Source organism: Nocardiopsis prasina DSM 43845, assembly GCF_000341265.1.
GTDB lineage: Bacteria > Actinomycetota > Actinomycetes > Streptosporangiales > Streptosporangiaceae > Nocardiopsis > Nocardiopsis prasina.
Window position 1 is genome coordinate 1 of the sequence record NZ_ANAE01000092.1, and the last position, 26,322, is coordinate 26,322.

The following is a 26,322-nucleotide window of genomic DNA, read 5'->3' on the forward strand; positions in this document are numbered from 1 at the left end:
GCGGTGCACCCCCAGGTCGTTGGCGGCGCGGTCCCAGTTGCCGTGGCGGGCCAACCAGGTGCGCAGGGTCTCCCGCAGGGTGCGGGCCGCCCTGGTCTCCCGCGCGAGCGGTCCCAGGAGCACCCGGCTGAGGTCGTCGGCGTCGGCCGGGTCCAGGAGCGTGTCGAAGGGGTCGGTGTCGTCGTCCCAGAGCAGCGGGGTCCCCAGGGCGCGTGCGCGGACCAGCAGGGCGGCCGCCTGGCGGTCGGCCCGGGGCAGTTCGCCCGGGGGAACGGGCGGGCTGAGCGCGGCGGTCCACCCGTGCGACCGCAGCAGGTCCAGGTGCGCGCGGTGGGCGTCCTCGCCCCGGTCCGCGAGCACGGCACGCACAGTGTCCCCGGTGGCGGAGCCGTCCCCGTCAGCCCGCACCCGGTCCACCAGTCGCGTGCCCAGGGGCGGGTCAGCCGACTCGACGCGATCCCCCGTGCCCGGGGCCCGGGCACGCAGCACGCGGTGGAGCCCGGACCCGTCCCCCCTGCCACGGGAGTCGGTGAGTTCGGTGAGCAGCGGCAGGGTCTCCTCGTCGAGGTCGCCGTCCAGGAGGAGGCCGGTGAGCAGCCTCCCCGGGAGCGCGGACGTGTCGTCGGCCGTGCGGGAGAGCAGGTCGAGCAGGGCGGTGGCGGTGCGCAGGACGGCGCGGTCGGTGATGCCCAGGGGCGTGCGGCGGCCCACCAGGACCACCCCAGCCTCCTCGGGCGGGGAACCGACGGTGTGCAGGAAGACCTCGTCGGTGCCGCTGGGGGCCTTGGCGCTCCGTGGCCCCTCCGGAGTGGTGAGGCGGTCCAGGAGGGGGCGCAGGGCGGGGTCCGCGACGCTGGGAGCACCGGGTGTCCGATACGCGGGAGCGGCCGGGTCGGAGGGCTCCAGGGCCGCCCAGCCGCCGAGGGAGTGGGCCAGGACGTTGAGGACCCGCTCCACGGGTGCGGGGGCGGCCACCGCTCGGGCCAGGGCCTGGTGGGCCTCGCCGAGCCGACGTACGTCGCGCAGGTGGCGTTCCTCCAGTTCCTCGCCGACCGCGCGGCTCACCGCCGCGAAGGGGGTGGGGCCGGGTACCTCCAACAGCGGCAGCCCCTGGGCGCGGCACTGCTCGACCAGGAACGGGGGAACGGCCGCGTGGACCGGGGCCACCCCGAAGCCGAGGGCTCCGACCCCGGCGCGGACCAGGGAGCCCACGTAGGCGAGCACCCCGTCGCGGGTGTCGGGCAGGTTGACCCCCGCGGTGAGCAGGAGTTCGCCGCCGCGCAGGTAGGCGGCGGGTTCGACCATCTCGCTGGCCACGGCCCAGGTGATGCCGGGGTCCCCCGCCTGGACCACGGTGGTCAGGGCGAGGTCACGGCGGCCCGTGACCACGCTCAGGGGCACGTCGTGGCTGTCGGGCCCACCCGCTGCTTCCCCCATGCGTCCCCCTGTCCGCGCGCACCCGCTTTGGATGGTTCATCCAAAGAACGGATCCGATCCGTATGGTTCGGCTACTGGAGTGGAGCCTAGCCGCTCCCTACTCTGGCCGAAACCGCACCCTCGACAGGAACGGACCTGATGAGCAGCCCGATCGGCCCCACCGACTCCAGTCTCGTCCCACGCTTCGCCGGACCGGCGACCTTCGCCCGGCTGCCCCGCATCGACCAGGTCGAACACGCCGACGTGGCCGTCGTGGGCGTCCCCTTCGACACCGGGGTCTCCTACCGGCCCGGGGCCCGCTTCGGCCCGTCCGCGATCCGCGAGGCCAGCCGCCTGCTGCGCCCCTACCACCCGGGACTGGACGTGGCGCCCTTCGAGCGCCTCCAGGTGGTGGACGGCGGCGACATCGCCGTGAACCCGTTCTCGATCGGTGACGCCGTGGAGACCCTGGACCAGGGCGCCTCGGCCTTCGTCGAGGCGGGGACCAGGCTGGTCACTCTGGGCGGCGACCACACCATCGCGCTGCCGCTGCTGCGTTCGCTGTACCGCAAGCACGGTCCGATCGCCCTGTTGCACTTCGACGCCCACCTGGACACCTGGGACACCTACTTCGGCGAGCCCTACACCCACGGCACACCGTTCCGCCGCGCGGTGGAGGAGGGGATCCTCGACACCGAGGCGATCGCGCACGTGGGGACGCGGGGCCCGCTGTACGGCAAGCGCGACCTGGAGGAGGACCGCCGCTTCGGGTTCGGGATCGTCACCTCGGCCGACGTCATGCGCAAGGGCGTGGACGAGGTCGCCGACGCCCTGCGCCAGCGCATCGGGAACCGGCCGCTGTACGTGTCCGTGGACATCGACGTCCTCGACCCGGCGCACGCCCCCGGCACCGGCACCCCCGAGGCCGGTGGTCTGACCAGCCGCGAGCTCCTGGAGATCCTGCGCGGGCTGGCCGACCTCAACCTGGTCGGCGCGGACGTGGTCGAGGTCGCCCCTGCCTACGACCACGCCCAGATCACCTCGACGGCCGCCTCACACGTGGCCTACGACCTGGTCAGCCTGCTGGCCCTGAACCACCAGCGGAAGCCCCGGGGCTAGGTCGTCACCGCCCGGTGGCGGCCCCGCCGTCAGGTGACGGACGTCTGGCGCTCGCGCAGGTGCGACCAGGTGAGCGCGGTGACGTGCCCGGCCATGGTGTCGGGGGTCTCGTCCGGGTGGTCCAGCAGCCAGTCGGCGAAGGCGTCGGCCGTGCTCACCGCCACGCGCGCCAGCAGCTGGGCGTCGCGGGGTTCCAGGCTGCCGTAGCCGTCCCGGGTGCAGGAGGTGATGAGCTCGGCCACCTCCGCCGTGACGCGGTCGCGCAGCCGGGTGGTCTCACCCGCGAAGGGTTCGCCCTGGACGGCGGCGCGCCGGTAGAGGACGGTCCAGCTCTGGCGGTTGTCCACGACGAAGGTGAAGAAGGCCTGCATCCCCCGGCGCAGCGGATCGTCGTCCTCGGGGGCGCCGGGGTCGTGGACGGCGGTTCGTACCGCCTCGATCAACCGCTCCATCTCCCGGCGCACGCAGGCGACGAAGATGCGCTCTTTCGATCCCAGATAGTGGTAGATGGTCGGTTTGGAGGTCCCGGCGGCCGCCGCGATCTCGTCGACGCTGACCGTGCGGTAGTCGCCGCGGGAGAACACGGAGACGGCGGCGTCGATCAGCTGCTGTTCCCTGACCGCGCGCGGAAGTCTGCGTTGTTTGGTCGTCACGTGAACCGAGCCTAAGGGGGCCGGTGACGGCGGCCGCGGGTCGTGGGTGCGGGGGCGCTGGGAGGGTTCCCGAAGGGCCGGACCGGCGTGTACGTGACCTGTGCGGCCACCGCGGGGCCGGATCGGGCACGTGGCGCATCCCACAGCGGACCGCGCCCCGGGGGCGGACGCCGTGCGGGTGCGCGGGGTCCGCCCGTGGCCGGTCAACCGGGTGTCACTCCGTGGGCGCGTCCCGCAGTTCGAGCGTGCAGCACTTGGCCCCGCCGCCAGCCTTGCGCAGCTCGTCCAGTTCCACCGGGTGGACCGTGAGGCCGATCCCCCGCAGGCGGTCGGCGAGCGCGGTGGCCTCGGCCGCGATGACCACGTTCCGGCCGTCGCAGACCGCGTTGAGGCCGAGCACCGACGCGTCCTCCTTCGTGGCGACGAGGGCATCGGGGAAAAGCGAGCGCAGCACCCTGCGGCTGCCCTGCGAGAAGGCGCCCGGGTAGTAGGCGATCCGGTCGCCCCCCAGGGCGAACAGCGCGGTGTCCAGGTGGTAGAAGCGGGGGTCGACCAGTTGCAGGGTGACGACCGGGCGGCCCAGGAGGCGTTCGGCCTCCTGGTGTGCGGCGGCCTCGGTGCGGAACCCGGTGGCGGCCAGGACGACGTCGTCGAGGGTGATGAAGTCCCCCTCGCCCTCGTTGACGTACTTGGGCTCCAGGGTCTCGGTGTACCCCTCCTGGCGGAACCATTCCAGGAAGGCCGGGCCTTCCGGGGTGCGTTCGGCGCTGGCGAACCTGGCGCCGTAGACGCGCCCGTTCACGACCAGCGCGCCGTTGGCCGCGAAGACCATGTCGGGCAGCCCCTCGATCGGCGCGATCTCGCTGACCCGGTGTCCGAGGGAGCGGTAGAGGTCCCGCAGCCCCTCCCACTGGCGGATGGCCCGGGGGCGATCCACCCCGACCGCCGGGTCCATCCAGGGGTTGATGGCGTAGTCCACCGCGAAGTAGGTGGGGCGGCACATCAGGTAGTGCCGTCGTGAGGGCGCGGCCGTGGGGCCGTGGGGTCGAACCATGGAACCTCCCCGTCGAGGCGTACCGGAGACCGGATGGTGCGCGCCGGTCCGGGCAGTGACCGGACCGCGTCCTCCGGCGGACAGAGGTGAGATACCCGCGCCGAAGCCCCGCCAACACAGGCTTTCCACAATCTGGACGGACGCCGGATGAAGGGACGCGGCCTGCCCTGGGGGGACGGCACCCGAGCAGGAGACCGACCGGCCGGTTTGCTAGGGTCGCGGGACTTCCGCGATTGGAGAGCTCACCATGAGTACCACCGTCAGGGCAGCCGTCTTCCTCGCCACCGGAGCACCCCCCGAGATCCGCGACGTCGTCCTGCCGGACCCGGGCCCCGGCCAGGTGCGGGTCCGGATGGTCGCGGCGGGAGTGTGCCACTCCGACCTCTCGCTGTCCGACGGCACCCTGGCGCAGACCTGGCCCGCCGTGCTCGGCCATGAGGGCGCGGGCACCGTGGAGGCGATCGGCTCCGGCGTAACCGGGGTCGTGCCGGGCCAACAGGTGATCCTGAACTGGGCGCCGCCCTGCCGGGCCTGCTGGTTCTGCGAACAGGGCGAACCCCACCTGTGCGAGCACGCCCTGGACGGCACGCTCTCCCCCTACGCCGCGCTCACCGACGGCACGCCCGTCTACCCGGGGCTGAACACGGGGGCCTTCGCCGAGGCCACCGTCGTTCCGGCCCGCGCCCTGGTGCCGTTGCCGGACGGTGTCGACCCCGCGGTCGCGGCGGTGCTGGGCTGCGCCGTGCTCACCGGCTGGGGAGCGGTGAACAACGCCGCGAAGCTGCGGCCGGGCCAGTCCGCCCTCGTACTGGGACTGGGCGGTGTGGGACTGTCGCTCCTCCAGGCGGCCCGGATCGCCGGGGCCGACCCGCTGATCGCGGTGGACGTGTCCCCGGACAAGGAGGACCTGGCCCGCTCGCTGGGCGCCACCGACTTCCTGGTCGCCGACCCGAACACCCACCGGTCCGTGCGGGGGCTCACCGGCGGACGCGGGGTCGACCACGCCTTCGAGGTGGTGGGGCGGGCCGAGGTGGTGCGCACCGCGTGGAACTCGGCGCGCCGGGGCGGAACGGTGACGGTCGTGGGTGTGGGGTCGCACCGGGACGAGGTGTCCTTCAACGCCCTGGAGCTGTTCCACCAGGCCCGCACGCTCCAGGGCTGCGTGTTCGGATCCTCCGACCCGGCCCGGGACATCCCGCTGCTCGCCGAACCCGTCCGCTCCGGCGACCTCCGACTGGCGGCCATGGTCACCGACGAGATCCCGCTGGAGGGCGTCCCCGACGCCTTCGAGCGCATGCGCCGGGGACGGGGCGGCCGGTCCCTGGTGCGTTTCGGCGCCTGACCGCGCCGGACAGGGTTTGTCACCCCCTGACAAAGGATGTGGCGGCGGACACACACCCGTCTTGCCGCGCGGACCACACGGGTGCACAGTCGGGACCACCGAGCACGCCGCGCCCGCCGAGGCGCGGACGACCCCCGAGGAGAACCGCATGAGTACCGGAGCCGACCAGGCCGACGTCGTCGTCGTGGGGGCGGGGCTGGCCGGACTGGCCGCCACGGCCGAACTGGCCGACGCGGGCAAGCGGGTGGTCCTGCTGGACCAGGAGCCCGAGCAGTCCCTGGGCGGCCAGGCCTTCTGGTCATTCGGCGGACTGTTCTTCGTCGACTCCCCCGAACAGCGGCGCATGGGCATCCGGGACTCCAGGGACCTGGCCCTCCAGGACTGGATGGGTACGGCCGCCTTCGACCGCCCCGAGGACGAGTGGCCGCGGAAGTGGGCCGAGGCCTACGTGGACTTCGCCGCCGGGGAGAAGTACTCCTGGCTGCGCCAGCAGGGCCTCAGGATCTTCCCCCTGGTGGGCTGGGCCGAGCGCGGCGGCTACCTCGCGGACGGACACGGCAACTCGGTCCCGCGCTTCCACATCACGTGGGGCACCGGCCCGGGCGTGGTCGAGCCCTTCGAGCGCCGGGTCCGCGCGGCCGTCGAGCGCGGCCTGGTCTCGCTGCGCTTCCGTCACCGGGTGGACGAGTTGGTCGTGACCAACGGGACGGTCACCGGGGTGCGTGGCACGGTGCTGGCCCCCAGCGGCGCCGAACGGGGCCGGGCCAGCAACCGGGACGCCGTCAGCGAGTTCGAGGTCGGTGCGCAGGCGGTCGTCGTGACCGCCGGGGGGATCGGCGCCAACCACGAGCTGGTCCGCCGGAACTGGCCGAAGCGCCTGGGCACCGCGCCCCGGCACATGCTGTCGGGAGTACCGGCCCACGTGGACGGGCGCATGCTCGGCATCACCGAGGAGGCCGGCGGCGAGATCATCAACCGGGACCGGATGTGGCACTACACCGAGGGCATCCAGAACTGGGCCCCGATCTGGGACAGGCACGGCATCCGCATCCTGCCCGGCCCGTCGTCGCTGTGGCTGGACGCGACCGGCAAACGGCTGCCAGCCCCGTACTTCCCGGGGTTCGACACTCTGGGCACGCTGGACCACATCATGAGGAGCGGCCACGAGTACACGTGGTTCGTGCTGTCGCAGAAGATCATCGAGAAGGAGTTCGGGCTCTCGGGCTCCGAGCAGAACCCGGACCTGACCGGCAAGGACGTCAGGCTGGTCCTCCAGCGGGTGCTCCCCGGCGCCCCCGGCCCGGTGGAGGCCTTCAAGCAGAACGGGGCCGACTTCGTGGTCGCGGACCGGCTGCCCGAGCTGATCCGGAAGATGAGGGAGGTCGCGGGCGACGACGTGCTCGACGCCGACACGGTGACGCGCGAGGTGGTGGCACGCGACCGGGAGATGGTGAACACCTTCACCAAGGACCTCCAGGTCATGGCGATCCACGGGGCCCGCAACTACCGGGGCGACAAGCTGGCCCGGGTGGCCAGGCCGCACCAGATCCTCGACCCCAAGGCCGGTCCGCTGATCGCGGTGCGCCTGCACATCCTCACGCGCAAGACCCTCGGGGGCCTGCACACCGACCTGGACGCCCGTGTGCTGAGGGCCGACGGCACGCCGCTGCCGGGGGTGTACGCGGCCGGTGAGGTGGCCGGGTTCGGCGGTGGCGGTGTCCACGGCTACCGGTCCCTGGAGGGCACCTTCCTGGGCGGCTGCATCTTCTCCGGCCGTACCGCCGGCAGGGCCGCCGCGGCCGCCCTGGGCTAGGCCGGGGACGGGGCGGGGAGGCGGGGCCGTTCCCGTCCGTTTCCGGGCCGGAGGCGCACGCAGCGGGAGACGCCGGAGCCGGGGAACGACGTCCGCTCCTCCCCTCGGCAGAGTGAGCCGGGTGCCCGTCGGGCACCCGGCTCACTCATGTCCGCCACGGCCCCGGTCCCGCGGTCCCTCCGGGTCCTCGGGAGTGTCCCTGCGAGGACGCCCCCTGCGGGGGATGTCCTTGGCCTCCTTGGGCATGCGGCCCGCCTCGTCCAGGGCGCGGCGCAGGAGGAACTCGATCTGGGCGTTGGTGCTGCGGAGCTCGTTCCCCGCCCACCGCGCGAGCGCGTCGTGGACGGCGGGGTCGAGCCGCAGCAGCACCTTCTTGCGCTCGGGCACGGCACCTCACCCGGATCTACTGGTAGAGAGTCCCTGTGTTGACGACGGGGCTGGCGGGGCGGTCCGAGCACAGCACCACGAGCAGGTTGCTGACCATGGCCGCCTTGCGCTCCTCGTCAAGGTCAACGACGTCCTCGTCCGAGAGGCGTTCCAGAGCCCGGTCGACCAGGGTGACGGCGCCCTCGACGATCTCGGCGCGGGCGGCGATCATGGCGCTGGCCTGCTGACGCTGGAGCATGGCCTGGGCGATCTCCGGGGCGTAGGCCAGGTGGGTGAACCGGGACTCCACGATCTTCACGCCCGCCGCGTCGACCCGCTCGGCGACCTCCTTGGACAGCTGCTCGGTGATCGCGTCGGCGCTGTCACGCAGTGAGGGCACGGCGTCGTCGCCGTAGGAGTCGTAGGGGTACTTGCCCGCGATGTGACGGACGGCGGCCTCGGTCTGGGTGGAGACGAACTGGATGAAGTCGTCCACCTCGAAGGAGGCGCGCGCGGTGTCCTCCACCTGCCAGACGACGACGGCGGCGATCTCGATGGGGCTGCCGGAGGCGTCGTTGACCTTCATGACGGAGGTCTCGTGGTTGCGGATGCGTGTGGAGATCGCGTTGCGCACGGTGAGCGGGTTGACCCAGCGCAGACCGTCGGTGCGGATGGTTCCGACGTAGCGGCCGAAGAACTGGACGACCTGGGCCTCGTTGGGCGCGACCATCGTCAGCCCGACGGCCAGCACGACGCCCACGACGGCGATCACGACGCCGACGACGACCATGGACCAGTGCAGGCCGATCAGGGGCAGGGCCGCGATCGCGGCTCCGCCCAGGAACAGCACGAGGGACACGACGAACATGGGGATGCCGCCGGACCCGAAGGCCTCACGTTCCCTGTACTGCGGCGCTGGCCTGACGACACTCGGCGTCTCGCTCATCTGTCGGCCTTCCTTCCCTCGGGGCTCGTTCCTGCGTGATGACTGGAGCATAGCATTGTGATATCACTTTTAAGGAACGGCCTCCCCCCGGGGCCCTGCCTGAGAGGAGACGTGGACGCGATGAGCACCGACGCTCTGCGCCTGCGACCGCCCAACCACCGTGTGGACCGGCGTGCCATCTGGTGGTGGACGACCCGGTCCCTCGCGGTGACGGTCGTCCTCACCGTCATCCCGGTCGTTCCCGCGCTGATCTGGGAACCGGTGCGCTTCTGGTTCCTGGTCTCCGCCGGAGTCGTCGGCGGGATCGGGCTCCTGATCACCGCCGTGATGCCGCAGTGGCGGTTCCGGGTGCACCGCTGGGAGATCACCGACACCGCCGTCTACACCTCCAGCGGATGGATCTGGCAGGAGTGGCGGGTCGCCCCGATGTCCCGGATCCAGACGGTGGACACCGCACGGGGACCGCTCCAGAGAGCCTTCGGACTGTCGAGCGTGACCGTGACGACCGCCTCGGCCGCCGGGCCGATCGAGATCAGCGGACTGGACCACCAGCTGGCGACCGAGGTGGCCGACCAGCTCACCGACAGCACCGAGGCGATTCCGGGGGACGCGACATGACCTCCCACGACGACCACCGCCCCGAGGAGGGCCCGCCCGTGGAACCCGTCCGCGGCGCGGCCGACCCGGAACACCCCGCACCTCCGGTGGAGGGCGCCGAGGACGAATGGGAGGGGCTGAGCCCGCTCAGCGTGTGGGCCAGCGCGGTCGTCGCGTCCGTGTTCCTGGTCCCGGCGGCCGTCGTGGGCACCATCGTCCTGGTGGTCGTGGGACTCGCCTGGTGGGCGCTGGCCCCCCTCCCGGCGACCCTGGCCTTCGTCGGCGTGATGACCTACCTGGACATGGTGCGCCTGCGCGCGGTGCGCTACCAGGTCACCGCCGAGCGCATGGAGATGCGCTCAGGGGTGATCGCCAAGGCCTACCGGTCCATCCCCCGCGAACGCGTGCGCACCGTGGACGTGGCAGCCCCCCTCTACACGAGGATCTTCGGTCTGTGCTCGGTGACCGTCGGCACCGGTGAGTCGGCCGGCTCCGGCGGCGGGGACCAGCTCAAGCTGGAGTACGTGACCGCGGAACAGGGTGAGCGGCTCCGCCGGGAACTCCTGCGCCGCGCCGCCCCGGTCACGGGCTCCGTGGGCGCCGGGGACTCCGAGAGCGGCTCGGAGGAGGTCCCGGACGAGGAGGAGACCGAGCTCGCCCGGTTGAACCCGCGCTGGTTCGCCTACGCGCCCGCCACCTCGGCGACCTTCGGTATCGGTCTCGGTGTGATCGCCGCCCTGGTCGGCATCAACGCGCAGAGCGGCGGCCACGGCTGGAGGTGGATCTCCGAGCAGGCCAACCTGCCCAGCGCCGAGGAGATGTCCAGCCTCGTGATGGGGAAGCTGCTACTGGTCGTCCCGGGCCTGCTGCTGGCCCTGCTGGTGTCGGGAGTGGCCGTCCTGCTCCTGGTCGCCGTGGAGACCTGGTGGGACTACCGGCTCGTCCGTGAGCCCGACGGCACCGTGCGGCTGCGACGGGGTCTGCTGACCAGTGTCTCGCTGTCGGTGGAGGGCCGCCGACTCAACGGCGTGGTGCTCCACGAACCCTTCGTGCTGAGGTCGGTCGGCGGGGCCTCCGTCCGCGCGGTGGCCACGGGCCTGTCCGCCGGTGACGCGGAGAAGGCCGAGGCCAAGAGCCGCCTGTCCCCCGCCATGCCCCGGAAGCGGGCCCGTGAACTGGGCGCCGACCTGATGAACGAGCCGACCTCGGCGCTGGACGTGCCGCTGGCCCGCCACCCGAGGGCGGCCCTGCGCCGCCGGTTCACCCGGGCGGCGGTGTGCTCGCTCGCGGGGGTGGCGCTGGCCGGTGGGCTCGCCTGGCTCCACCAGGTGGCCACCCAGGCCTGGTGGGACGCGCTGCGGTCGGCGGAAGAGCAGTTCATGCCGTTCCCGTTGGCCACTCCGACCGTCGAGGCCACCCCGGGCTGGGGCTGGTTCGCGGTGGCGCTGCTGTTCGCGGTGGTGGTGTTCTGGTTCGCGGTCGGCTCCTACCGGGGCCTGGGCCACGGACTGCACCCCAAGTACCTGGTGGTGCGCAAGGGAATGGCCTCCCGCGACACCGTGACTCTGGAGCGGGAGGCGGTGATCGGTTGGCGGATCACGCGGTCGCCGTTCCAGCGTCGGCTCGGTCTGGCCGACGTGGCGGCCACCACGGCCTCCGGCGAGGGGATGTACACGGCCCTGGACGTGGGTCTGGGTCAGGGCCTGGGATGGGCGGACGAGGCCGTACCCGAGCTCCTGGCACCGTTCCTGGTGCGAGCTGGCGGCGACGGTGCGTCCTCGGAGTCCGGGACCTCCGTGCTGCCCTAGCGGTCGTGCCCCGCACCGCTCGTCCGGAACCGTGTCCCGGTGCCCCACTTCCCCGGGGCGCCGGGACACGCGTCGTCTCCGGGCACGGTCGCGCCCGAGGTTCGACGGGTCAGGGCACGGGATTGTCGAAGATGGGCTCGCCGTCCACGCGCAGACCGCTGGTGTGGGTGAGCGCCATCTCCACCATGGGATAGACCTCGAACAGGCGCCGCATCCCGAGCGCCTCCAGCACCCGCTCGGCGATGGGCGCGGGTTCGGCCAGGACCACGTGTCTGCCCTGCCCGGTCAGCACCTGGTAGACGGCGACCAAGGCGCGCACTCCGCTGGCGTCGAAGAAGCCGACCCGGGACATGTCCACGACCAGGCAGTCGCACCGCGAGGCCTGCGCGGCCTGGAGCAGTCGCTCCCGAAGCCGATCGGCGGTGGCCAGGTCCACCTCACCGTGGACGCGCACCACCGTCACTCCCGTGCAGGGAAAACGTTCCTGGGCCGAGAACGGGCCATCCTTCGCCACTCGGGCCACCTCTCACCGGACGTAACCTTTCCACTACGCAACCGCGTACGAGATCGTAACCTCTCCCATGAGCTTCCGGGAGGGTTTCCATGAGAAAATCCGCCGGAATCTCGCCGATATGACCCGACCGTCACCCGGGTGTCACCGTCTCCCGTGTTTGGCCGAGTCGTCGTGGGGCCCCGTGTCCACAGGACCCCCACTCCTTTCTCTCGGACACTCCCGATCCGGCCCCCGCACCGTGCTTTCCGCGCGTTCGTGCGGTAAAAGCGGTACTTGGACACCCGTGTGTCGGCCGGTGGCACCGTTCCCCCTGCGGGAGGGGCACCGACGGCCCTCATGGACACGAAGAGAGCGAAGGGAGGGAGCGGCACGCGGCTGCCCCGGGCAGACCGTCGACCGCGACCCCAATGACCGAAACCGCTGACACCCAGCCCGGCTGGTTCTCCTCCGAGGAGCTGGACAGCGTCCGCGCCAGCATGCCCGTGCTCTACGTCCAGGCGGTGCCCGTGCGGGTGGACGAGTCGGGCTCGGTGACCCACGTGGGGTTGCTGATGCGCGCCGACCCCGACGGCAGCTTCAACCGTTCCGTGGTCTCCGGGCGGGTGCTGTACCACGAGCGGGTGCGCGACGCGCTCCTGCGCCACCTGGAGAAGGACCTGGGCCCGGTCGCCCTGCCGCGTATCCCCAGCTCGCCTCAGCCGTTCACCGTCGCCGAGTACTTCCCCACCCCCGGGGTCACCCCGTTCCACGACCCCCGTCAGCACGCGGTGGCCATGGCCTACGTGGTGCCGGTGAGCGGTGACTGCCAACCCCGTCAGGACGCACTGGACCTGGTGTGGTTCACCCCCGAGGAGGCCACCAGCCCGCAGGTGCGGGCGGACATGCCCGGCGGGCAGGGCGTTCTGGTCCGCCAGGCGCTCGCCTACGTGGGACACGCCCCGTGACCTCCCGGGCCGAAGCGGTGCGCACCACGCCCGGTCCGGCCTGACGGTCCCTCGCCCACCCTGGGCCCCGTGTCCGCGACGGACTCGGGGCCCGGGATTGGCGACGTTCGCCGTCGTGACTCCGAATCTCCTACGGGGAGTGGGTCTAGGCTGGAGGCCATGCTCGAATCCCTCGTCGCCGACGCGCTCTCCCTGGTACCCGAGGACCCGCCCGAGGACCCGCCCGAGGGTCCCGCACGCGTGATTCTCGGCCTGACCGGCGCCCCTGCCGCTGGCAAGTCCACCCTGGCGCGCTACCTGGTGCACGCGGTCGACGAGCGGGCGGGCGCGGGCACCGCCGGATACCTGCCCATGGACGGCTTCCACCTGTCCAACGCGCAGCTGGACCGGTTGGGCCGACGCGACCGCAAGGGGGCTCCCGACACCTTCGACGCCCACGGCTACCTGGCGATGGTGCGCCGCCTCCTGACCGAGACCGACAGCCCGGTGTACGTCCCCGACTACGACCGCAGGCTGCACGAGCCCATCGCCGCCCAGCACGCGATCGGGCCCCGCACGCGGCTGGTCGTGACCGAGGGCAACTACCTCGCCAGTGACGAGGAGCCGTGGACCGGGGTGCGCGGACTGTTCGCCGAGCTCTGGTACGTGGAGGCGGAGGACCGCGTGCGTGAGCGTCGGCTGCGTCGCCGCCAGATGGCCGGCGGCGCGAGCGTGAGCGCCGCCCAGGAGTGGGTCGAGCGCAGCGACCGGCCCAACGGTGAGCTGGTGAAGGGGCTGCGGGACCACTGCACCCGGGTCGTGCGGGTCAGCGGGGTTCCGAGGCTCGGTTCGCGGGACCGCTACTCCGCGCGCTGAGACCTCTCCCCCGGTCCGGTTCGCACGAGGGCGCACCGTTGGCGGCCGGCGCGCGTCCGCGCCGGGCACGCGGATCTGGTGTGCCATGGGGCCTCCTCGACACTTCGAGCGGTGGCGACCACATGACGGGACGTGTGTCCTGAAACGTGACACAGGGGCCCGGTGAGAGGGATCACCGTGGAGGCGGGAGGACCCACATGGCAGTTGATCCCGTTTCGTCCGCTCTCACACGAGGACGCCCACCCTCACCCCAAGCGTCCACATGTTGAGACAAAAGTTTCATATGGCGTCCACCGCGGCTAGCATCCCTCCAACAACCCGCACTGACCTGGAAAGAACTCACTCATGAAGGACGTCGCCGAAGACAACCCGGCGCCGGAACGGCCACAAGCCGAGACGGCCGCGCCACCGACCAACCCGAAGCGGAAGGTCCTCACGGCGAGCCTTGTGGGCACGTCCATCGAGTTCTACGACTTCTACATCTACGCGACCGCAGCGGTCCTGGTCTTCCCCTACCTGTTCTTCCCCGAGGGCGACATGATGGCGGCCCGCCTCCAGTCGCTGGCGACCTTCGCCATCGCCTTCGTGGCACGCCCCATCGGCTCCTGGGTGTTCGGCCACTTCGGCGACCGGATCGGCCGCAAGGCGACCCTGGTGGCGTCCCTGTTGACCATGGGCGTCGCGACCATCGCGATCGGGCTACTCCCGACCTACGCGCAGATCGGAGTCGCGGCCCCGCTGCTGCTGGCGCTGTGCCGGTTCGGCCAGGGTCTGGGCCTGGGCGGCGAGTGGGGTGGTGCGGCACTGCTGGCCACCGAGAACGCTCCCCCCGGCAAGCGCGGCTTCTACGGGACCTTCCCGCAGATGGGCGCGCCCATCGGTTTCTTCCTCGCCAACGGCGTCTTCCTGATCCTCAGCCAGACCATGACCGACGAGGCCTTCCTGGCCTACGGCTGGCGCATCCCGTTCCTGCTGTCCACCGTGCTGATCATCGTCGGCCTGTGGGTGCGGCTCACCCTGCACGAGACGCCCGCCTTCGCCAAGGTCATCGCCTCTGGTGAACGGGTCAAGACCCCCATCGTCGAGGTCTTCCGCCACAACTGGCCCGCCGTGGTCATCGGCACGCTCATCATGCTGGCGACCTACGTGCTCTTCTACCTCATGACCGTCTTCTCCCTGGGCTTCGGCACCGACGCGGAGACCGGCCTGGGCTACGAGCGCACCGACTTCCTGGTCTTCCTGCTCATCGGCGTCCTGTTCTTCGCGCTGTTCACCCCGATCTCCGGGCTGCTCGCGGACCGGTTCGGCCGCAGGCCCGTCCTGATCACGGTCACCTCCGCGATCATCGTGTTCGGCTTCGCCATGGGCCCGCTCATGGGCAGCGGCGGGACCGTCGGCGTGATGGCCTTCCTGATCATCGGCCTGTCCCTGATGGGACTGACCTTCGGCCCGATGGCGGCGGTCCTGCCCGAGCTGTTCCCGACCAAGGTGCGCTACACGGGCGCCTCGGCCGCCTACAACCTGGCCAGCCTGCTGGGCGCCTCGTTCGCGCCCTACATCGCGACCTGGCTCGCGGGGACCTTCGGACTGGCCTGGGTCGGCGGCTACCTGATCGTGGTCGGCACCATCACCCTGGGCGCGCTGATCGTCAGCCGTGAGACCCGGCACGACGACCTGGACACCATCTCGGCCAAGGTGACCAAGTGACCGGGTGACGGACGGGGCTCCCTCCCGAGGAACACTGGAAGGGCCGGTGCGGCAGAGGCCGCACCGGCCCTTCCTTCTGTCCCTGGCGCCCGGCCCGCACGGCTCACCTCGTGTTCCTCGGACCTTCACGGCGAACTTATCCACCGGGGAGTACACGGAAGGGTGTACCGAGCGACCCGGAGCGCCCGGGACCACGCCCCTGAACCGGTGAACTCCCGCGGCCCCGTGCCGCCCACCCACCGGACGGACTCGCCGTCCTCCTCACCCCTTGGGAGGCCCCCATCCTTCACCGAACCACCGTTCCCCTGAGCGCGGCGCTCGTGCTCCTGGCCACGGCCTGCGGCGCCCCGAGCACCGACCTCGACGAGGCGGAGAACACCAGCAGTAGCAGCACCACCCCGGCCGCCGACGACGTCAACGGCGACGGCTACACGGACCTGCCGATCAGCGGACGCACCGGAGACCCGGAGACCGGCCAGCCCTACGTGGGCGTGCTGCTCGGCGGGCCGGACGGGCTGTCCCCCGACCGCTCCGTCACCCTGACCCGCGAGGAGCTGGGGCTGGCCGACGACGGCGAGCTCCTCACCGTCCTGGACACCGGTGACCTCGACGGCGACGGCTACACCGACCTGCTCGTGGACGCCGGAAGCGGCTACGTGGTGTGGGGCGGACCCGATGGCCCCTCCGGAGAGGCCCAGCCCCTGCCCTGGCTGAAGATGGACGATCCGCGAGGCATGTACGCGGTGTCCCTGGTGGTCGGCGACTTCGACGGGGACGGAAACACCGACGTCACCGTCCTCGACCACCTCCAGGGCTCCCCGATGGACGAGTTCGAGACCACCTTCCACCGTGGTCCCTTCGAGCGGGACGGCTCCGCCGCCGAGAGCCGCGAGGTGAACCTGCCCAGTGACGCCGCGGACGCCGAGCTCGACGTGATCGACGCCGACGGCGACGCGGCGCTGGACCTGCTGCTGGTACGCAACCGCGACGAGTCCCCCGCACCCCACCTGGTGCTCCGTTCCGGGCCGGACGGACCCGCTCAGGAGGTCGTCGGCGACACGGGGCTGAGCCACGCGTACGCGAACGGCGACTTCGACGGCGACGCCCACCCCGACCTGCTCATCGGGGTGAGCGGCATCCCCAACAACGAGCCGGGGCACGAGGACGAACTGCACCCGGGGTACGTGGACGCCTACGCGGGCGGGGACGGCTTCCTGGACGCCGAACCGAGCCGCCTCACCCTCGACAGCGAGGGCGTTCCCGGCGAAGCCGAGGACGGGGACGGGTTCGGCAACGGCCTCCTGGTGGGTGACGTCGACGGCGACGGGTACGACGACGCGGTGGCCATGACCGGACCGTTCCACTCCCACGAGACCGCCACCCTGCTGTTCGGCGGCCCCGAGGGCCTGACCGGTGAGCGGGCGGCCGCCCTGACGGTCCCGGAGCGCGGCGACCTCGGCTCCTACCACCACCACGCGCTGGCCGACTACGACGGTGACGGGCACCCGGACCTGCTGCTGAGCACCGTGCGACCGTCCATGCCGGAGGGCGTCACGGGATACGTGCTGTTCCCGGGAGAACCCGGCGGCTTCGACCAGGAGCCGGTCGAGTTCACCACCGAAGGCTTGTAGGGCAGCCGGAGTCAGGGGACGGGAGGCCGTCTTCGGACAGGGGCCGGTTCGGGTTGTGGAAAACGCCCGAACCGGCCCTTCGCGTTCTAGTGTGGAATTCGCCCCCCTCTCCCTCCGACCCCCCGGAGTACGCACGTGTACGAAGCCGCGCTCAAGCTGGGCGTCTCGGTCGTCAAGGCCGCCTGTGGCATCTGGATCGGCGACCCGATCGCGGAGAACGCCGCGACCACCGTGGTGGACCTGGTCCAGGAGAAGGTCACCGGCAGACGCGACCAGCGCAAGCTGGAGCGCAAGTTCGCGGAGATCGAGGAGAGTATCGCCGACCGGGTCGTCGGCTACCTCGACCACGAGTTCCAGGGTCTGGCCGAGAACGAGCGCGAGGCGGCGGTGCTGGCCGTCGCGGACGCCTTCGAGCGGGCCGGACTGACCGACCGCGTGCTGTTCGAGCAGGACCTGGACCCCCTGTACCTGGAGCGGTACGTGCGGGCCAGGGCACCCGGCGCCACCAGGGACCTCAGCGGGCAGGCGGTCGCCCTCTTCGACCGGGTCCTGCCGGAGTCGTGTGCCTACGTGATGGCCACCCTGAGGACCCTGCCGCGCTTCCAGGCCGGGGCGTTCAGCGAACTGCTGCGCCGGAAGAGCCTGGTCCTGGGCAAGCTGGACGAACTGCTGGACCGCATCCCGGAGGCGGAGGGCCGGGAGGGGAAGGGCCGGGAGGAGGACGCCGAGGCTGCCTTCGTGACCGCCTACCGCAGGACGGCCGCCGAGCGGTGGGATGTTCTGGAGCTGTTCGGCACGGACGCGCGGACCCAGCGGTACCCGCTGACCCTGGCGTACCTGAGCCTTCGGGTGTCCTGGCACCAGGAGGAACAGGCGTGGGACCCGACACTGCACGCTGATCCAGCTCTCTCGGGCGACCTGCGCGTGGAACAGGCTCTGGCCTCGCACAGGCGCACCTTCCTGCGCGGACCGGCCGGAACCGGCAAGACCACCCTGATGCGCTGGGTGGGGGTGCGTGCCTGCCGAGGCGACTTCCCCGAGGCGATGTCCGCCTGGAACGGGCTGATCCCCTTCATGGTTCCGCTCCGTCAGTACGTGGGCGAGAAGCTGCCCGAGCCCGCTGACTTCGTCCGGCACACCGGACGCCACCTGGCCGACCAGGCTCCGGTGGGGTGGGCGAACCGGGTGCTCGCCGAGGGCAGGGGGATCGTGCTGGTGGACGGTGTGGACGAACTCCCTCAGACCCAGAGGGAGGCGGCCCGGCACTGGCTGCGGGATCTCATGTCCGACTTCCCCGAAAGCCGGTACGTGGTCACCACCCGGCCCGGGGCCGCACAGGAGACATGGCTGGAGGCGGACGGGTTCGTCAGTGCCGAACTCCAACCCCTCACCGACGACCACGTCGGCTCCTTCATTCACCACTGGCACGAGGCGGTACGGAGCGAGATCGCCGACGAGGCCGAACTGGAACGCCTGGACACCTACGAACACGAACTCACTCGCAAGGTGTTGGGGCAGCGGCACCTGCGAGCGATCGCGGCGACGCCGCTCCTCTGCGCGCTGCTGTGCGCCCTGTACCGGGATCGGCACACATCGCTGCCCAGGGACCGGATGGAGGTGTACGAGGCCGCGCTGGCGATGCTGCTCAAGGACCGCGACCAGCAGCGCGGAATCGAGGGAGTGGAGCTGTCCCGGAGCGAACTGGTGCTGCTACTCCAGGAACTGGCCAAGTGGCTGATCATCAACGGCAGTTCGGACGCACCGACCGCCACCGCGCAACGCCAGGTCACCAAGGTGCTGCGAAGCATGCACCGGGTCACGGAGGAGCCGGGAGAGGTCTTCACCCACCTGATCGTGCGCAGCGGGCTGCTCCAGAGCCCGACGGTCGACCGGGTGAGCTTCCTCCACCGCACCTTCGAGGAGTACCTGGCCGCCAAGGCGATCGTGGAGGAGGACAGCTTCCCCTTACTGGTCAGCAAGGCGCATGACGACCAGTGGCACGAGGTGGTGGTGATGGCCGCCGGGCACGCCACCCCGACGCAGAGGGAGGAACTGGTCACCGGGCTGTTGGAGCGGGCTGACCAGGTGAAGAAGCACCACGATCGGCTGCTGTTGGTGGCCTTCGCCTGCCTGGAGACCTCTCCTCAGCTGGCCGAGCACCTCCGGGAGGCGGTGGAGAAACGGGTCCAGAGCATCCTGCCACCCAGAACCAAGGAGCACGTTCACGCCTTGGGGCTGGTCGGTGAGTCAGCTCTGCAACTTCTCGCGAGAACCCCGGCACAGAACGCGAGACAGGCAGCGAAAATCATCGAGGCAGCCTCGCTGATCGGAGGACCTGAGTCGATTCCGATCATCGGGCGGTGTCTGCCCTTCCGAAGCGAAGCCGTGTTCTTCGCGATCAGAGACGCCTGGCAACGAGGGTCTTCGCCCGAATTGGCAGAAGCGGTGTTGGACGACGCACTCACTAGCTATCGCTACGCCTTCCCGGTGTCAGCCAATGATCTGGGCCTACTGACTCGATACGCTCCTGGGGCACGTGTCGTTTTGGTTGAAGGGACGGGGGACTACGGAATCACACCACTCTCCACAATGTCGAATCTCACCCGGGTTTCCCTCAAAGGCGGGATCTTCGACGCACCGTGGCAGGTCGACCTAAGCCCGCTTTGCGAACTTGCAGAGCTGGAGTCGTTCACGAACCTCAATAGCTCCATTATTTCCAGAATCGAACCCCTTCGAGAATGCAAGATCAGACACCTTTCCCTTCAGCGCCCCGAAGCCATACGCGATCTCCACATATTGAAATATTTCCACAATCTGGAGCACCTTGAGTTCAACAACTCACTTCCATATCACACACTGAGCGACATTCTTCCCACAGCAGAAAAAAGTTTCGCTCTAACATTCCGATCCCAGCAAGACCCAGATTGTTTGGAGTACCTGGACACCGCCAAGAACTCCCTGCGCAGCATCGCATTGATCGACTGCCGAGGCCCCATCAACATGAGACATCTACTGAGCCAGAAGGAGTCCTTGACCAGACTCGATCTCACCACCCCCAATCCTCAATATCTACCCGCGTCAGTCATTCGGGAACTTTCCCATCTCAAGGAAATAAAATTTGGACTCCACCACGCCAGTGACCAGGATTTCACAAAGGCTGTCATTGAACTTCCCTCGGTACACAAAATCACCCTGAACCAAGAATCCTTTATTCAAATTGCCACTGCGGCACCCACTTGGATTCGACAACTGCCGCACCTAGGCACCCTGCGCATTCACAGTCGTGGTGTTGTTGACCTGACCCCCTTGGCAGGATTGACGGACCTCACGGTGGAGCTTCCCGCGTTCCGGTCACTCAAGGTGATGGGAGCCGAACTCCTCGGGGAGGGTTCCCGGGTCGTCAGGGATGCTCCCTACCTATTGAGACGACAAGCGAGCATCGAGACTGAATGATCGCGCTCAGGGGCCAAGGTCATCTCTGGATGGGCCCTTTGGCCCTTGTGTCCCTGATCGTCGCAGTTGGGAGAACCGCCTGGTCAGCGCGGGTGACCTGGAACACCGAGCTGACGCGGACGCAGCGACGAGCCCCGAGGACGCACACCTAGACTCGGGGGCGCCCCAGGACAGCTGCCGGAAAGAGTCCCCCATGCGCGCGACAGACGGCGACGCCCACCGCCACCTCAGCGAGGACCGGCTGTCGCTTCCGGAGGTGCGCCTGGACGATCTCCTTGACGAGGTCCGGTCCCGGATGACCGAGATCTCCCGGACGCAGGAACGCATCCGCACGCTCCTGGAGGCCGTCGTCTCCATCGGCGAGGGCCTGGAGCTCGAACCCCTCCTGCTGCGGATCACCGAGACCGCGACCAGCCTGGTGGAGGCCCGGTACGGAGCGCTCGGGGTGATCGGCCCGGAAGGGGACATGAGCCGGTTCATCCCCGTGGGGCTCGACCCCGACGAGATCGACCAGATCGAGCACTGGCCCAAGGGCGAGGGCATCCTCGGGCTCCTCATCAAGGAGCCCAGACCCCTGCGGCTGCGGAACGTGCGTGAACACCCCGAGTCGCGCGGTTTTCCCGCCGGTCACCCGCCCATGCACACCTTCCTCGGGGTACCGATCCGGATCCGGGACCAGGTCTTCGGCAACCTGTACATGACCGACAAGCTCGGAGGCGCCGAGTTCACCGGCGACGACGAGCTGCTGCTGCGCGCGCTGGCAACGGCTGCGGGCACGGCGATCGAGAACGCGCAGCTCTTCGCCCAGACGCAGAGCCGGGAGACCTGGCTGGACGCCTCTGGGCAGATCACCACCCGGCTGCTGTCCGGCGCCGCCCCGGAGGAGGTCCTGCGACTGGTGGCCCGCAGGGCAAGAGTGATGGCCCACGCGGACCTCGCGGTGATCGCCATGCCCGGTGAGGAGCCCGAGACGCTCACCGTGCGGGTGTGGGACGGCCCGGACGACCCGTGCGCGCCCCCGGACTCCGGTGCGCGGGGCGCCACCCTGACCCGTGAGGCCGACACCCTGCTGGGCCGGGTCTACCTGAGCGGGACGCCGGTGCGGACCGACGTCGTCGAGTTCGACCACCTCGGGGTGGGTTTCCTGAGCCGGATGGGGATGGGTCCGGTGCTGGTGCTGCCCTTCGGCCCGCCGGACGGTGCCAGGGGTGTCCTGGTACTGGCCCGTGACCAGGACCGGGAGCCCTTCCAGAGCAGTTGGTTGAGCATGTTGTCGTCGTTCGCCAACCAGGCGGCGGTCGCACTGGAGCTGGCCGAGGCCCGCTTGGACTCCGAGCGGCTGAGTGTGTTGGAGGACCGGGACCGGATCGCCCGGGACCTGCACGACACGGTCATCCAACGCCTCTACGCGACCGCTCTCACCCTGATGGGTACGGTGCGGCGGATCGACGACTCCACGTCGGCCGGTCGCGTCCAGGCGGCGGTCGACGACCTCGACGACACGATCCGGCAGATCAGGTCCACGATCTTCGCTCTCCAGAGCTCCGGCGGTGACGACTCCGCGTCCCTGCGTTCCCAGGTGCTGGCCGTGGTCAACTCGGCTACGGAGTCCCTGGGGTTCGCTCCCCGCCTGCTCACTCAGGGCCCCGTGGACAACGGGGTGGACGAACGGACCGGCGAACACCTGGTCGCCGTGCTGCGGGAGTTGTTGTCCAACGCCGCCCGTCACTCCGAGGCCGCCTCGGTGGACGTCCAGGTGTCCGTCGGTGACGACGCGCTGGTGCTGCGGGTGTCCGACGACGGCCGGGGGATTCGGGAGGGCGGCCACCGCAGCGGGCTGCGCAACATCGCCTCGCGCGCGCAGGAGCTGGGCGGGGCGGTGTCGGTGGTCTCCGGCCCGGAGCAGGGCACCCAGGTGGAGTGGTCGGTTCCGGCCCGGCACGGGGCCGAGGAGAGGACCGTCTAGGGCGTCCGGTCCCCGGTTCCGGCGGGTTCAGGCGGTCTGGTTCATCGACAGCCGCACGGCGTAGGCGGCCGCCTGGGTGCGGCGGGCCATGCCGAGCTTGGCCAGCACCCGGGAGACGTAGTTCTTCACGGTCTTCTCGGCCAGGTACATCCTGGTGCCGATCTCCCGGTTGGTCAGCCCCTCCCCGATGAGTTCGAGCACGCGCCGTTCCTGTTCGGTGAGTTCGCTCAGCGGGTCCTTGCGCACGGCCTCCGCGCGGAGCCGTTCGAGCATGCGGGTGGTGGACTCGGGGTCGAGGAGTGAGCGTCCCTCGGCGACCGTGCGGACGGCGCCGACCAGGTCGGTCCCGTGGATCTGCTTGAGGATGTAGCCGGAGGCCCCCGCCATGACGGCGCCGTAGAGGGCCTCGTCGTCGGAGTAGGACGTGAGCATGAGGATGCGGGTGTCGGGGAGCGTCGAGCGGATGTCGCGGCAGACCGTGACGCCGTCGCCGTCCGGGAGGCGGACGTCGAGCACGACCACGTCGGGTTCGAGGGCGGGGATCCGGGCCAGGGCCTGGGCGGCGGTTCCGGCCTCGCCGACCACCTGGATGCCGTCCTCGTCGTCGAGGAGTGCTCCGACCCCTCGTCGGACGATCTCGTGGTCGTCCACCAGGAACACCCGGATCGTTGCGTCACCGGCCATCGGGCACATCTCCTCAGCACTGGATGCGGTGACCGGGGACGGCCTCGCCGTCTCGGGTCGTGGGTCGCACGGGGTCGTGGTCGCACCGTTCCGGTCCCGTGGCGGAGCACGGGCGAACTGGGGCGAGGGCGCGTGCCCTCGGGCGTGCGACGTCACGGTGCGCCTACCAGCCTAGACAGTTCAGATTGATGGCATATGAGTCGAACGTCCTTTTCTGTTTGGGGCGAGTGTCCTGGGGGGTAGTCCGCAGGTGGGGACCTTCGCCGTCGGTCAGGGGGCTCGTGCCCCTGCCGCTCAGGGGGACGACGGGCGACGATGGCGGAGGCCGGTACAGAGGGCATCGCACATCGGGGGTCGTGATGACTGGAACAGGCGGTACGGACGCTTCCGCTCAGGAACGGAGCTGGGTGGCCGGACAGGCCTCACCCCCGGAACAGCGCAGCGCCGAGGAGGGCACCGAGCGGCTCTCCGGCACGGATCAGTTGACGGCCGGGGCCGACCTGGCCGACGACCAGCACTCGGCCTTCACGGTCCTGGAGCGCCAGACCTGTTTCAACCTCCTGGCCACACGGGACCTCGGACGGGTCGCCTTCACCATCGAGGGGGACGCCGCGCCGACGGTGCTACCGGTCAACTACGCGATGGTCAACGACACCGTCGTCCTCCGGTCCACGCTGGCCGGGACGATCATGCGCCACGCGCGGGGGTACGCGGCGTTCCAGATCGACCACTTCGACGAGGAGCGGCGCGAGGGATGGAGCGTGCTGGTCTCCGGTCGCTGCCGCTGGGTGCGCGACCCCGCCGAACTGGAGCGCATCCCCCAGGGGCGCCTCCCCCAGCCCTGGGCTGAGGGGCCGCGCGACCAGGTCCTGAAGATCACCCCGGGCCGGGTGACCGGGCGCGAGGTCCACCGCACCTGAGTACGGGACGCCGGGGGCACGACAGGGGTGAGTACTGACACCGGACGTCTGGTGTGTTTGGCACCAATCGGGGTATCGGTGGCGACATGGGAGCGCAAAGCCCGTTTCACCCCCGGTGTGTCCCTGACCCCGCCGCGCGCCGCACGGAGACGATCACCTCGTGCGACAGCGGTCATCACTGCCATCACGGTTCCGGCTCCGGCTCCGGAACGGCGACGAACACGTCCACCCGCCGGGAGGGTGTCCGTTGAGGCCCCTGTGGGGGCGGGTCGCCCTGGGTGCGGGCGCCGCCGTCACCGCCACCCTCTTCACCGTCTCCGGTACTCCGTTGCTGCTCCATCAAGCCACGGCGCTGACGCTGCCCCCGTCGTCCGCACCGGCCACACCGGCCTCGGACGGTGACTCCGAGGGGCTGAGGCTGCGTGTGCTGTCCTCCCGTCCCGACACGGTCACCGGCGGGACGGCACTGGTGCGTGTGGAACCGCCGCCAACAGCCCAACCGCACGAGGTGCGCCTGGAGGCGGACGGGACCGACGTCACCGACGGGCTGCGCCCGGTTCACCTGCCCGAGGGCGGACACGTACTGGAGGGGCTGGTCACGGACCTTCCCGAGGGGACGACCACCCTGGTCGCGGCGCTGACCGGGGAGGCGGAGGCGGCGCTGACCCCCGATTCCCCCGCCGAGGTGCGTGTCGTGGTCACCAACCACCCCGTCACCGGGCCGGTGTTCGCCGGGCCGCACCAGGACCCGTTCGTCTGCCAGACAGAGGACTTCGCACTCGCCTGGGGCGGCGACCTGGGTGCCCCCTCGGACACCGACTGTTCGGTGGAGACCGTGGTGGGCTACGTCTACCGCACCACGGACGGCCGGTTCGCCCCGCTGCCGGAGGGCCGGTCCCTGCCCTCCGACGTCGCCCGCACGATCACCTCCACCGGGGAGGAGGTGCCCTACACGGTCCGGGTGGAGACCGGTACCGCCAACCGGGCCGTGTACGAGACGGCCGTCCTGCACGACCCCCGCGACCCCGAACCCGACCCGTGGACCGCTCCGGAGGGCTGGAACCGCCGCCTGGTGTACAAGTTCGGCGGGGGCTGCCCCGGGGGCTGGTTCGTGCAGGGGAAGCGGACCGCCGGGGTGGTGGACCACGGCATGCTCTCCCAGGGGTACGCGGTGGCCTCCGCCTCCCTGAACGTGTTCGGGCACAACTGCGACGACCTGCTGGCGGCCGAGACCACCAGTGCCGTCAAGGAGCGATTCGCCCTCTCCCACGGCGTCCCGGACCACACACTGGGCTGGGGTTCCTCCGGCGGCGCCTACCAGGCACACCAGATCTCCGACAACTATCCCGGGCTGCTCGACGGGATCGTGGTCTCCCAGAGCTACCCCGACGTCGGCTTCTCGACCGTTCCGGCCGTCTCCGACGCCCTGCTGCTGCGCTCCTACGCCGAGGCGCACCCGGACGCCCTGACCAGGGAGCAGCTACGCGCAGTGTCCGGGTTCGGCACCTGGGAGGGGATCGGCGCGATGGCGGACGCCGCCGCCCGGCTCGACCCCCGGGGCGTGTGTCCGTCCGCGCTGCCGCCCGAGGAGCGCTACCACCCGCAGGACAACCCGGACGGCGCCCGCTGCGACGTCTTCTCCCACGCCCGCAACGTCTACGGAACCGACCCCGACACCGGTCTACCGCGCCGCCCGCTGGACAACGTGGGGGTGCAGTACGGGTTGTCCGCCCTGCTCGACGGCGATATCGACGTCGACCGGTTCCTGCACCTGAACGAGCACGTCGGCGGTCTCGACGAGGACGGCGCCGTGGTGCCCGAACGCACCGTGGGCGATCCGGTGGCGGTCCGGGCCGCCCATGACAGCGGTCGTCTGCTCCACGGGGGCGGCGGGCTCGCCGACATCCCGGTGGTGGACCACCGCCCCCACCAGGACCACGCCCCGGACGGTGACATCCACATGCGCTACCACTCGTTCAGCACCCGGGAACGCCTGTCGGCCGCCAACGGCACCGCCGACAACCACGTGATGCTGGTGGAGGAACACCGCGGCGGCGTGTTCTCCGCCGACCAGCCGGTGGCCGGTCGCGCGCTGACCGAACTCGACGCGTGGGTGACCGGCGCCGCCGAACTGGCCCTGGCCGACCCCGGGGGGACGCCCGCCGACCACCTGCGAAGCTCTCGTCCGGAGTGGCTGACAGACTCCTGCTGGATCGGTGACGAACGCGTGGTCGCCCCGCAGTTGCCGCTGCCGGAGGGGCGCGGCGACCGCTGCGCCGACGCCTTTCCCACCTACGGATCACCGAGGATCGGGGCGGGCGGTCCGCTCGCCTCCGACGTCGTCAAGTGCCGGCTCACCGAGTTCGACGAGGCCGCGCACCCGGCGGAGTTCGACGATGACCAGGCCGAACGCGCCCGGGAGGTGTTCGCGGACGGGGTCTGCGACTGGTCGCGGCCCGGCGAGGGACAGCGGCCGCCCAGGGGGCCGTGGCAGTCCTTCTGACCTGGGCACAGGTGCCTCGGAGCAGGACCGC

The 26,322-nt window shown here is 70.7% G+C and carries 20 protein-coding genes; 13 read left to right on the forward strand and 7 right to left on the reverse strand.

Features of this window, described 5'->3' with window-relative positions:
* Window positions 1–1,437: PucR family transcriptional regulator ligand-binding domain-containing protein (locus D452_RS0107080; protein WP_040693297.1), on the reverse strand; the 1,437-nt coding region annotated here is incomplete at its 3' end.
* Window positions 1,438–1,575: 138 nt separating this feature from the next.
* On the opposite strand from D452_RS0107080, the gene speB reads away from it, so the two are divergent.
* Entirely contained in the window at window positions 1,576–2,535 is a 960-nt protein-coding gene (speB, locus tag D452_RS0107085) for an agmatinase (protein WP_017543456.1), read from the forward strand.
* Between the two features lie 29 nt (window positions 2,536–2,564).
* Here speB and D452_RS0107090 read toward each other — a convergent pair whose 3' ends face one another.
* Both D452_RS0107090 and ddaH read right to left on the reverse strand, forming a co-directional pair.
* Window positions 2,565–3,188 (reverse strand): TetR/AcrR family transcriptional regulator, encoded by a 624-nt coding sequence (locus D452_RS0107090; protein WP_017543457.1) that lies wholly within the window; start codon window positions 3,186–3,188, stop codon window positions 2,565–2,567.
* Between the two features lie 214 nt (window positions 3,189–3,402).
* Entirely contained in the window at window positions 3,403–4,242 is an 840-nt protein-coding gene (ddaH, locus tag D452_RS0107095; protein WP_026129052.1) for a dimethylargininase, read from the reverse strand.
* A 247-nt stretch (window positions 4,243–4,489) separates the two neighbouring features.
* Between ddaH and D452_RS0107100 the strand changes: the two genes are divergently transcribed.
* Together D452_RS0107100 and D452_RS0107105 are read left to right on the forward strand one after the other, a co-directional pair.
* Window positions 4,490–5,584, forward strand: coding sequence for an alcohol dehydrogenase catalytic domain-containing protein (locus tag D452_RS0107100; protein WP_017543459.1), 1,095 nt, complete (start codon window positions 4,490–4,492; stop codon window positions 5,582–5,584).
* Window positions 5,585–5,732: 148 nt separating this feature from the next.
* On the forward strand, window positions 5,733–7,397 hold the full coding sequence (locus D452_RS0107105) for an FAD-binding dehydrogenase (protein ID WP_017543460.1): 1,665 nt from the start codon (window positions 5,733–5,735) through the stop codon (window positions 7,395–7,397).
* A gap of 141 nt (window positions 7,398–7,538) precedes the next feature.
* On the opposite strand, the gene D452_RS0107110 is transcribed toward D452_RS0107105, so the two are convergent.
* Window positions 7,539–7,784 (reverse strand): hypothetical protein, encoded by a 246-nt coding sequence (locus D452_RS0107110; RefSeq protein ID WP_017543461.1) that lies wholly within the window; start codon window positions 7,782–7,784, stop codon window positions 7,539–7,541.
* 16 nt (window positions 7,785–7,800) lie between these two features.
* Window positions 7,801–8,709: an SPFH domain-containing protein gene (locus D452_RS0107115; protein ID WP_017543462.1), complete on the reverse strand. Its 909-nt coding sequence runs from the start codon at window positions 8,707–8,709 to the stop codon at window positions 7,801–7,803.
* Between the two features lie 120 nt (window positions 8,710–8,829).
* Here D452_RS0107115 and D452_RS0107120 point away from each other — a divergent pair, with 120 nt between their 5' ends.
* Entirely contained in the window at window positions 8,830–9,327 is a 498-nt protein-coding gene (locus D452_RS0107120; protein ID WP_026129053.1) for a PH domain-containing protein, read from the forward strand.
* The gene (locus tag D452_RS0107125; protein WP_017543464.1) at window positions 9,324–11,114 is read left to right on the forward strand and encodes a PH domain-containing protein; all 1,791 of its coding nucleotides are present in this window, start codon (window positions 9,324–9,326) and stop codon (window positions 11,112–11,114) included. Before D452_RS0107120 ends, D452_RS0107125 begins: the two co-directional genes overlap by 4 nt.
* A gap of 109 nt (window positions 11,115–11,223) precedes the next feature.
* On the opposite strand, the gene D452_RS0107130 is transcribed toward D452_RS0107125, so the two are convergent.
* Window positions 11,224–11,577, reverse strand: a complete 354-nt coding sequence (locus D452_RS0107130) for an STAS domain-containing protein (protein WP_017543465.1) — start codon at window positions 11,575–11,577, stop codon at window positions 11,224–11,226.
* Window positions 11,578–12,035: 458 nt separating this feature from the next.
* Between D452_RS0107130 and D452_RS0107135 the strand changes: the two genes are divergently transcribed.
* From D452_RS0107135 to D452_RS0107160, 6 genes are all read left to right on the forward strand, one after another.
* A complete protein-coding gene (locus tag D452_RS0107135) occupies window positions 12,036–12,572 on the forward strand; it encodes an NUDIX hydrolase family protein (protein ID WP_017543466.1) in 537 nt (178 codons plus the stop codon).
* Between the two features lie 159 nt (window positions 12,573–12,731).
* Window positions 12,732–13,427, forward strand: coding sequence for a nucleoside/nucleotide kinase family protein (locus D452_RS0107140; protein WP_017543467.1), 696 nt, complete (start codon window positions 12,732–12,734; stop codon window positions 13,425–13,427).
* 345 nt (window positions 13,428–13,772) lie between these two features.
* Window positions 13,773–15,134, forward strand: coding sequence for an MFS transporter (locus D452_RS0107145; protein ID WP_017543468.1), 1,362 nt, complete (start codon window positions 13,773–13,775; stop codon window positions 15,132–15,134).
* Between the two features lie 320 nt (window positions 15,135–15,454).
* The gene (locus tag D452_RS0107150; RefSeq protein ID WP_017543469.1) at window positions 15,455–16,765 is read left to right on the forward strand and encodes an FG-GAP repeat domain-containing protein; all 1,311 of its coding nucleotides are present in this window, start codon (window positions 15,455–15,457) and stop codon (window positions 16,763–16,765) included.
* A 135-nt stretch (window positions 16,766–16,900) separates the two neighbouring features.
* The gene (locus tag D452_RS0107155) at window positions 16,901–20,218 is read left to right on the forward strand and encodes an NACHT N-terminal Helical domain 1-containing protein (RefSeq protein WP_017543470.1); all 3,318 of its coding nucleotides are present in this window, start codon (window positions 16,901–16,903) and stop codon (window positions 20,216–20,218) included.
* A gap of 193 nt (window positions 20,219–20,411) precedes the next feature.
* The gene (locus D452_RS0107160) at window positions 20,412–22,184 is read left to right on the forward strand and encodes a sensor histidine kinase (RefSeq protein WP_017543471.1); all 1,773 of its coding nucleotides are present in this window, start codon (window positions 20,412–20,414) and stop codon (window positions 22,182–22,184) included.
* Between the two features lie 27 nt (window positions 22,185–22,211).
* Here D452_RS0107160 and D452_RS0107165 read toward each other — a convergent pair whose 3' ends face one another.
* The gene (locus tag D452_RS0107165; protein ID WP_017543472.1) at window positions 22,212–22,868 is read right to left on the reverse strand and encodes a response regulator; all 657 of its coding nucleotides are present in this window, start codon (window positions 22,866–22,868) and stop codon (window positions 22,212–22,214) included.
* A 359-nt stretch (window positions 22,869–23,227) separates the two neighbouring features.
* On the opposite strand from D452_RS0107165, the gene D452_RS0107170 reads away from it, so the two are divergent.
* Window positions 23,228–23,788: a pyridoxamine 5'-phosphate oxidase family protein gene (locus D452_RS0107170; protein WP_026129055.1), complete on the forward strand. Its 561-nt coding sequence runs from the start codon at window positions 23,228–23,230 to the stop codon at window positions 23,786–23,788.
* A gap of 247 nt (window positions 23,789–24,035) precedes the next feature.
* Window positions 24,036–26,291 (forward strand): DUF6351 family protein, encoded by a 2,256-nt coding sequence (locus D452_RS0107175; RefSeq protein ID WP_017543474.1) that lies wholly within the window; start codon window positions 24,036–24,038, stop codon window positions 26,289–26,291.
* Window positions 26,292–26,322 lie beyond the last annotated feature (31 nt).

Bases quoted from the DNA above. Each gene is read 5' to 3' on its own strand.
- speB (WP_017543456.1), top strand. From the start codon at position 1,576: ATGAGCAGCCCGATCGGCCCCACCGACTCCAGTCTCGTCCCACGCTTC.
- ddaH (WP_026129052.1), bottom strand. From the start codon at position 4,242: ATGGTTCGACCCCACGGCCCCACGGCCGCGCCCTCACGACGGCACTAC.
- D452_RS0107100 (WP_017543459.1), top strand. From the start codon at position 4,490: ATGAGTACCACCGTCAGGGCAGCCGTCTTCCTCGCCACCGGAGCACCC.
- D452_RS0107105 (WP_017543460.1), top strand. From the start codon at position 5,733: ATGAGTACCGGAGCCGACCAGGCCGACGTCGTCGTCGTGGGGGCGGGG.
- D452_RS0107115 (WP_017543462.1), bottom strand. From the start codon at position 8,709: ATGAGCGAGACGCCGAGTGTCGTCAGGCCAGCGCCGCAGTACAGGGAA.
- D452_RS0107120 (WP_026129053.1), top strand. From the start codon at position 8,830: ATGAGCACCGACGCTCTGCGCCTGCGACCGCCCAACCACCGTGTGGAC.
- D452_RS0107125 (WP_017543464.1), top strand. From the start codon at position 9,324: ATGACCTCCCACGACGACCACCGCCCCGAGGAGGGCCCGCCCGTGGAA.
- D452_RS0107135 (WP_017543466.1), top strand. From the start codon at position 12,036: ATGACCGAAACCGCTGACACCCAGCCCGGCTGGTTCTCCTCCGAGGAG.
- D452_RS0107140 (WP_017543467.1), top strand. From the start codon at position 12,732: ATGCTCGAATCCCTCGTCGCCGACGCGCTCTCCCTGGTACCCGAGGAC.
- D452_RS0107145 (WP_017543468.1), top strand. From the start codon at position 13,773: ATGAAGGACGTCGCCGAAGACAACCCGGCGCCGGAACGGCCACAAGCC.
- D452_RS0107160 (WP_017543471.1), top strand. From the start codon at position 20,412: ATGCGCGCGACAGACGGCGACGCCCACCGCCACCTCAGCGAGGACCGG.
- D452_RS0107165 (WP_017543472.1), bottom strand. From the start codon at position 22,868: ATGGCCGGTGACGCAACGATCCGGGTGTTCCTGGTGGACGACCACGAG.
- D452_RS0107170 (WP_026129055.1), top strand. From the start codon at position 23,228: ATGACTGGAACAGGCGGTACGGACGCTTCCGCTCAGGAACGGAGCTGG.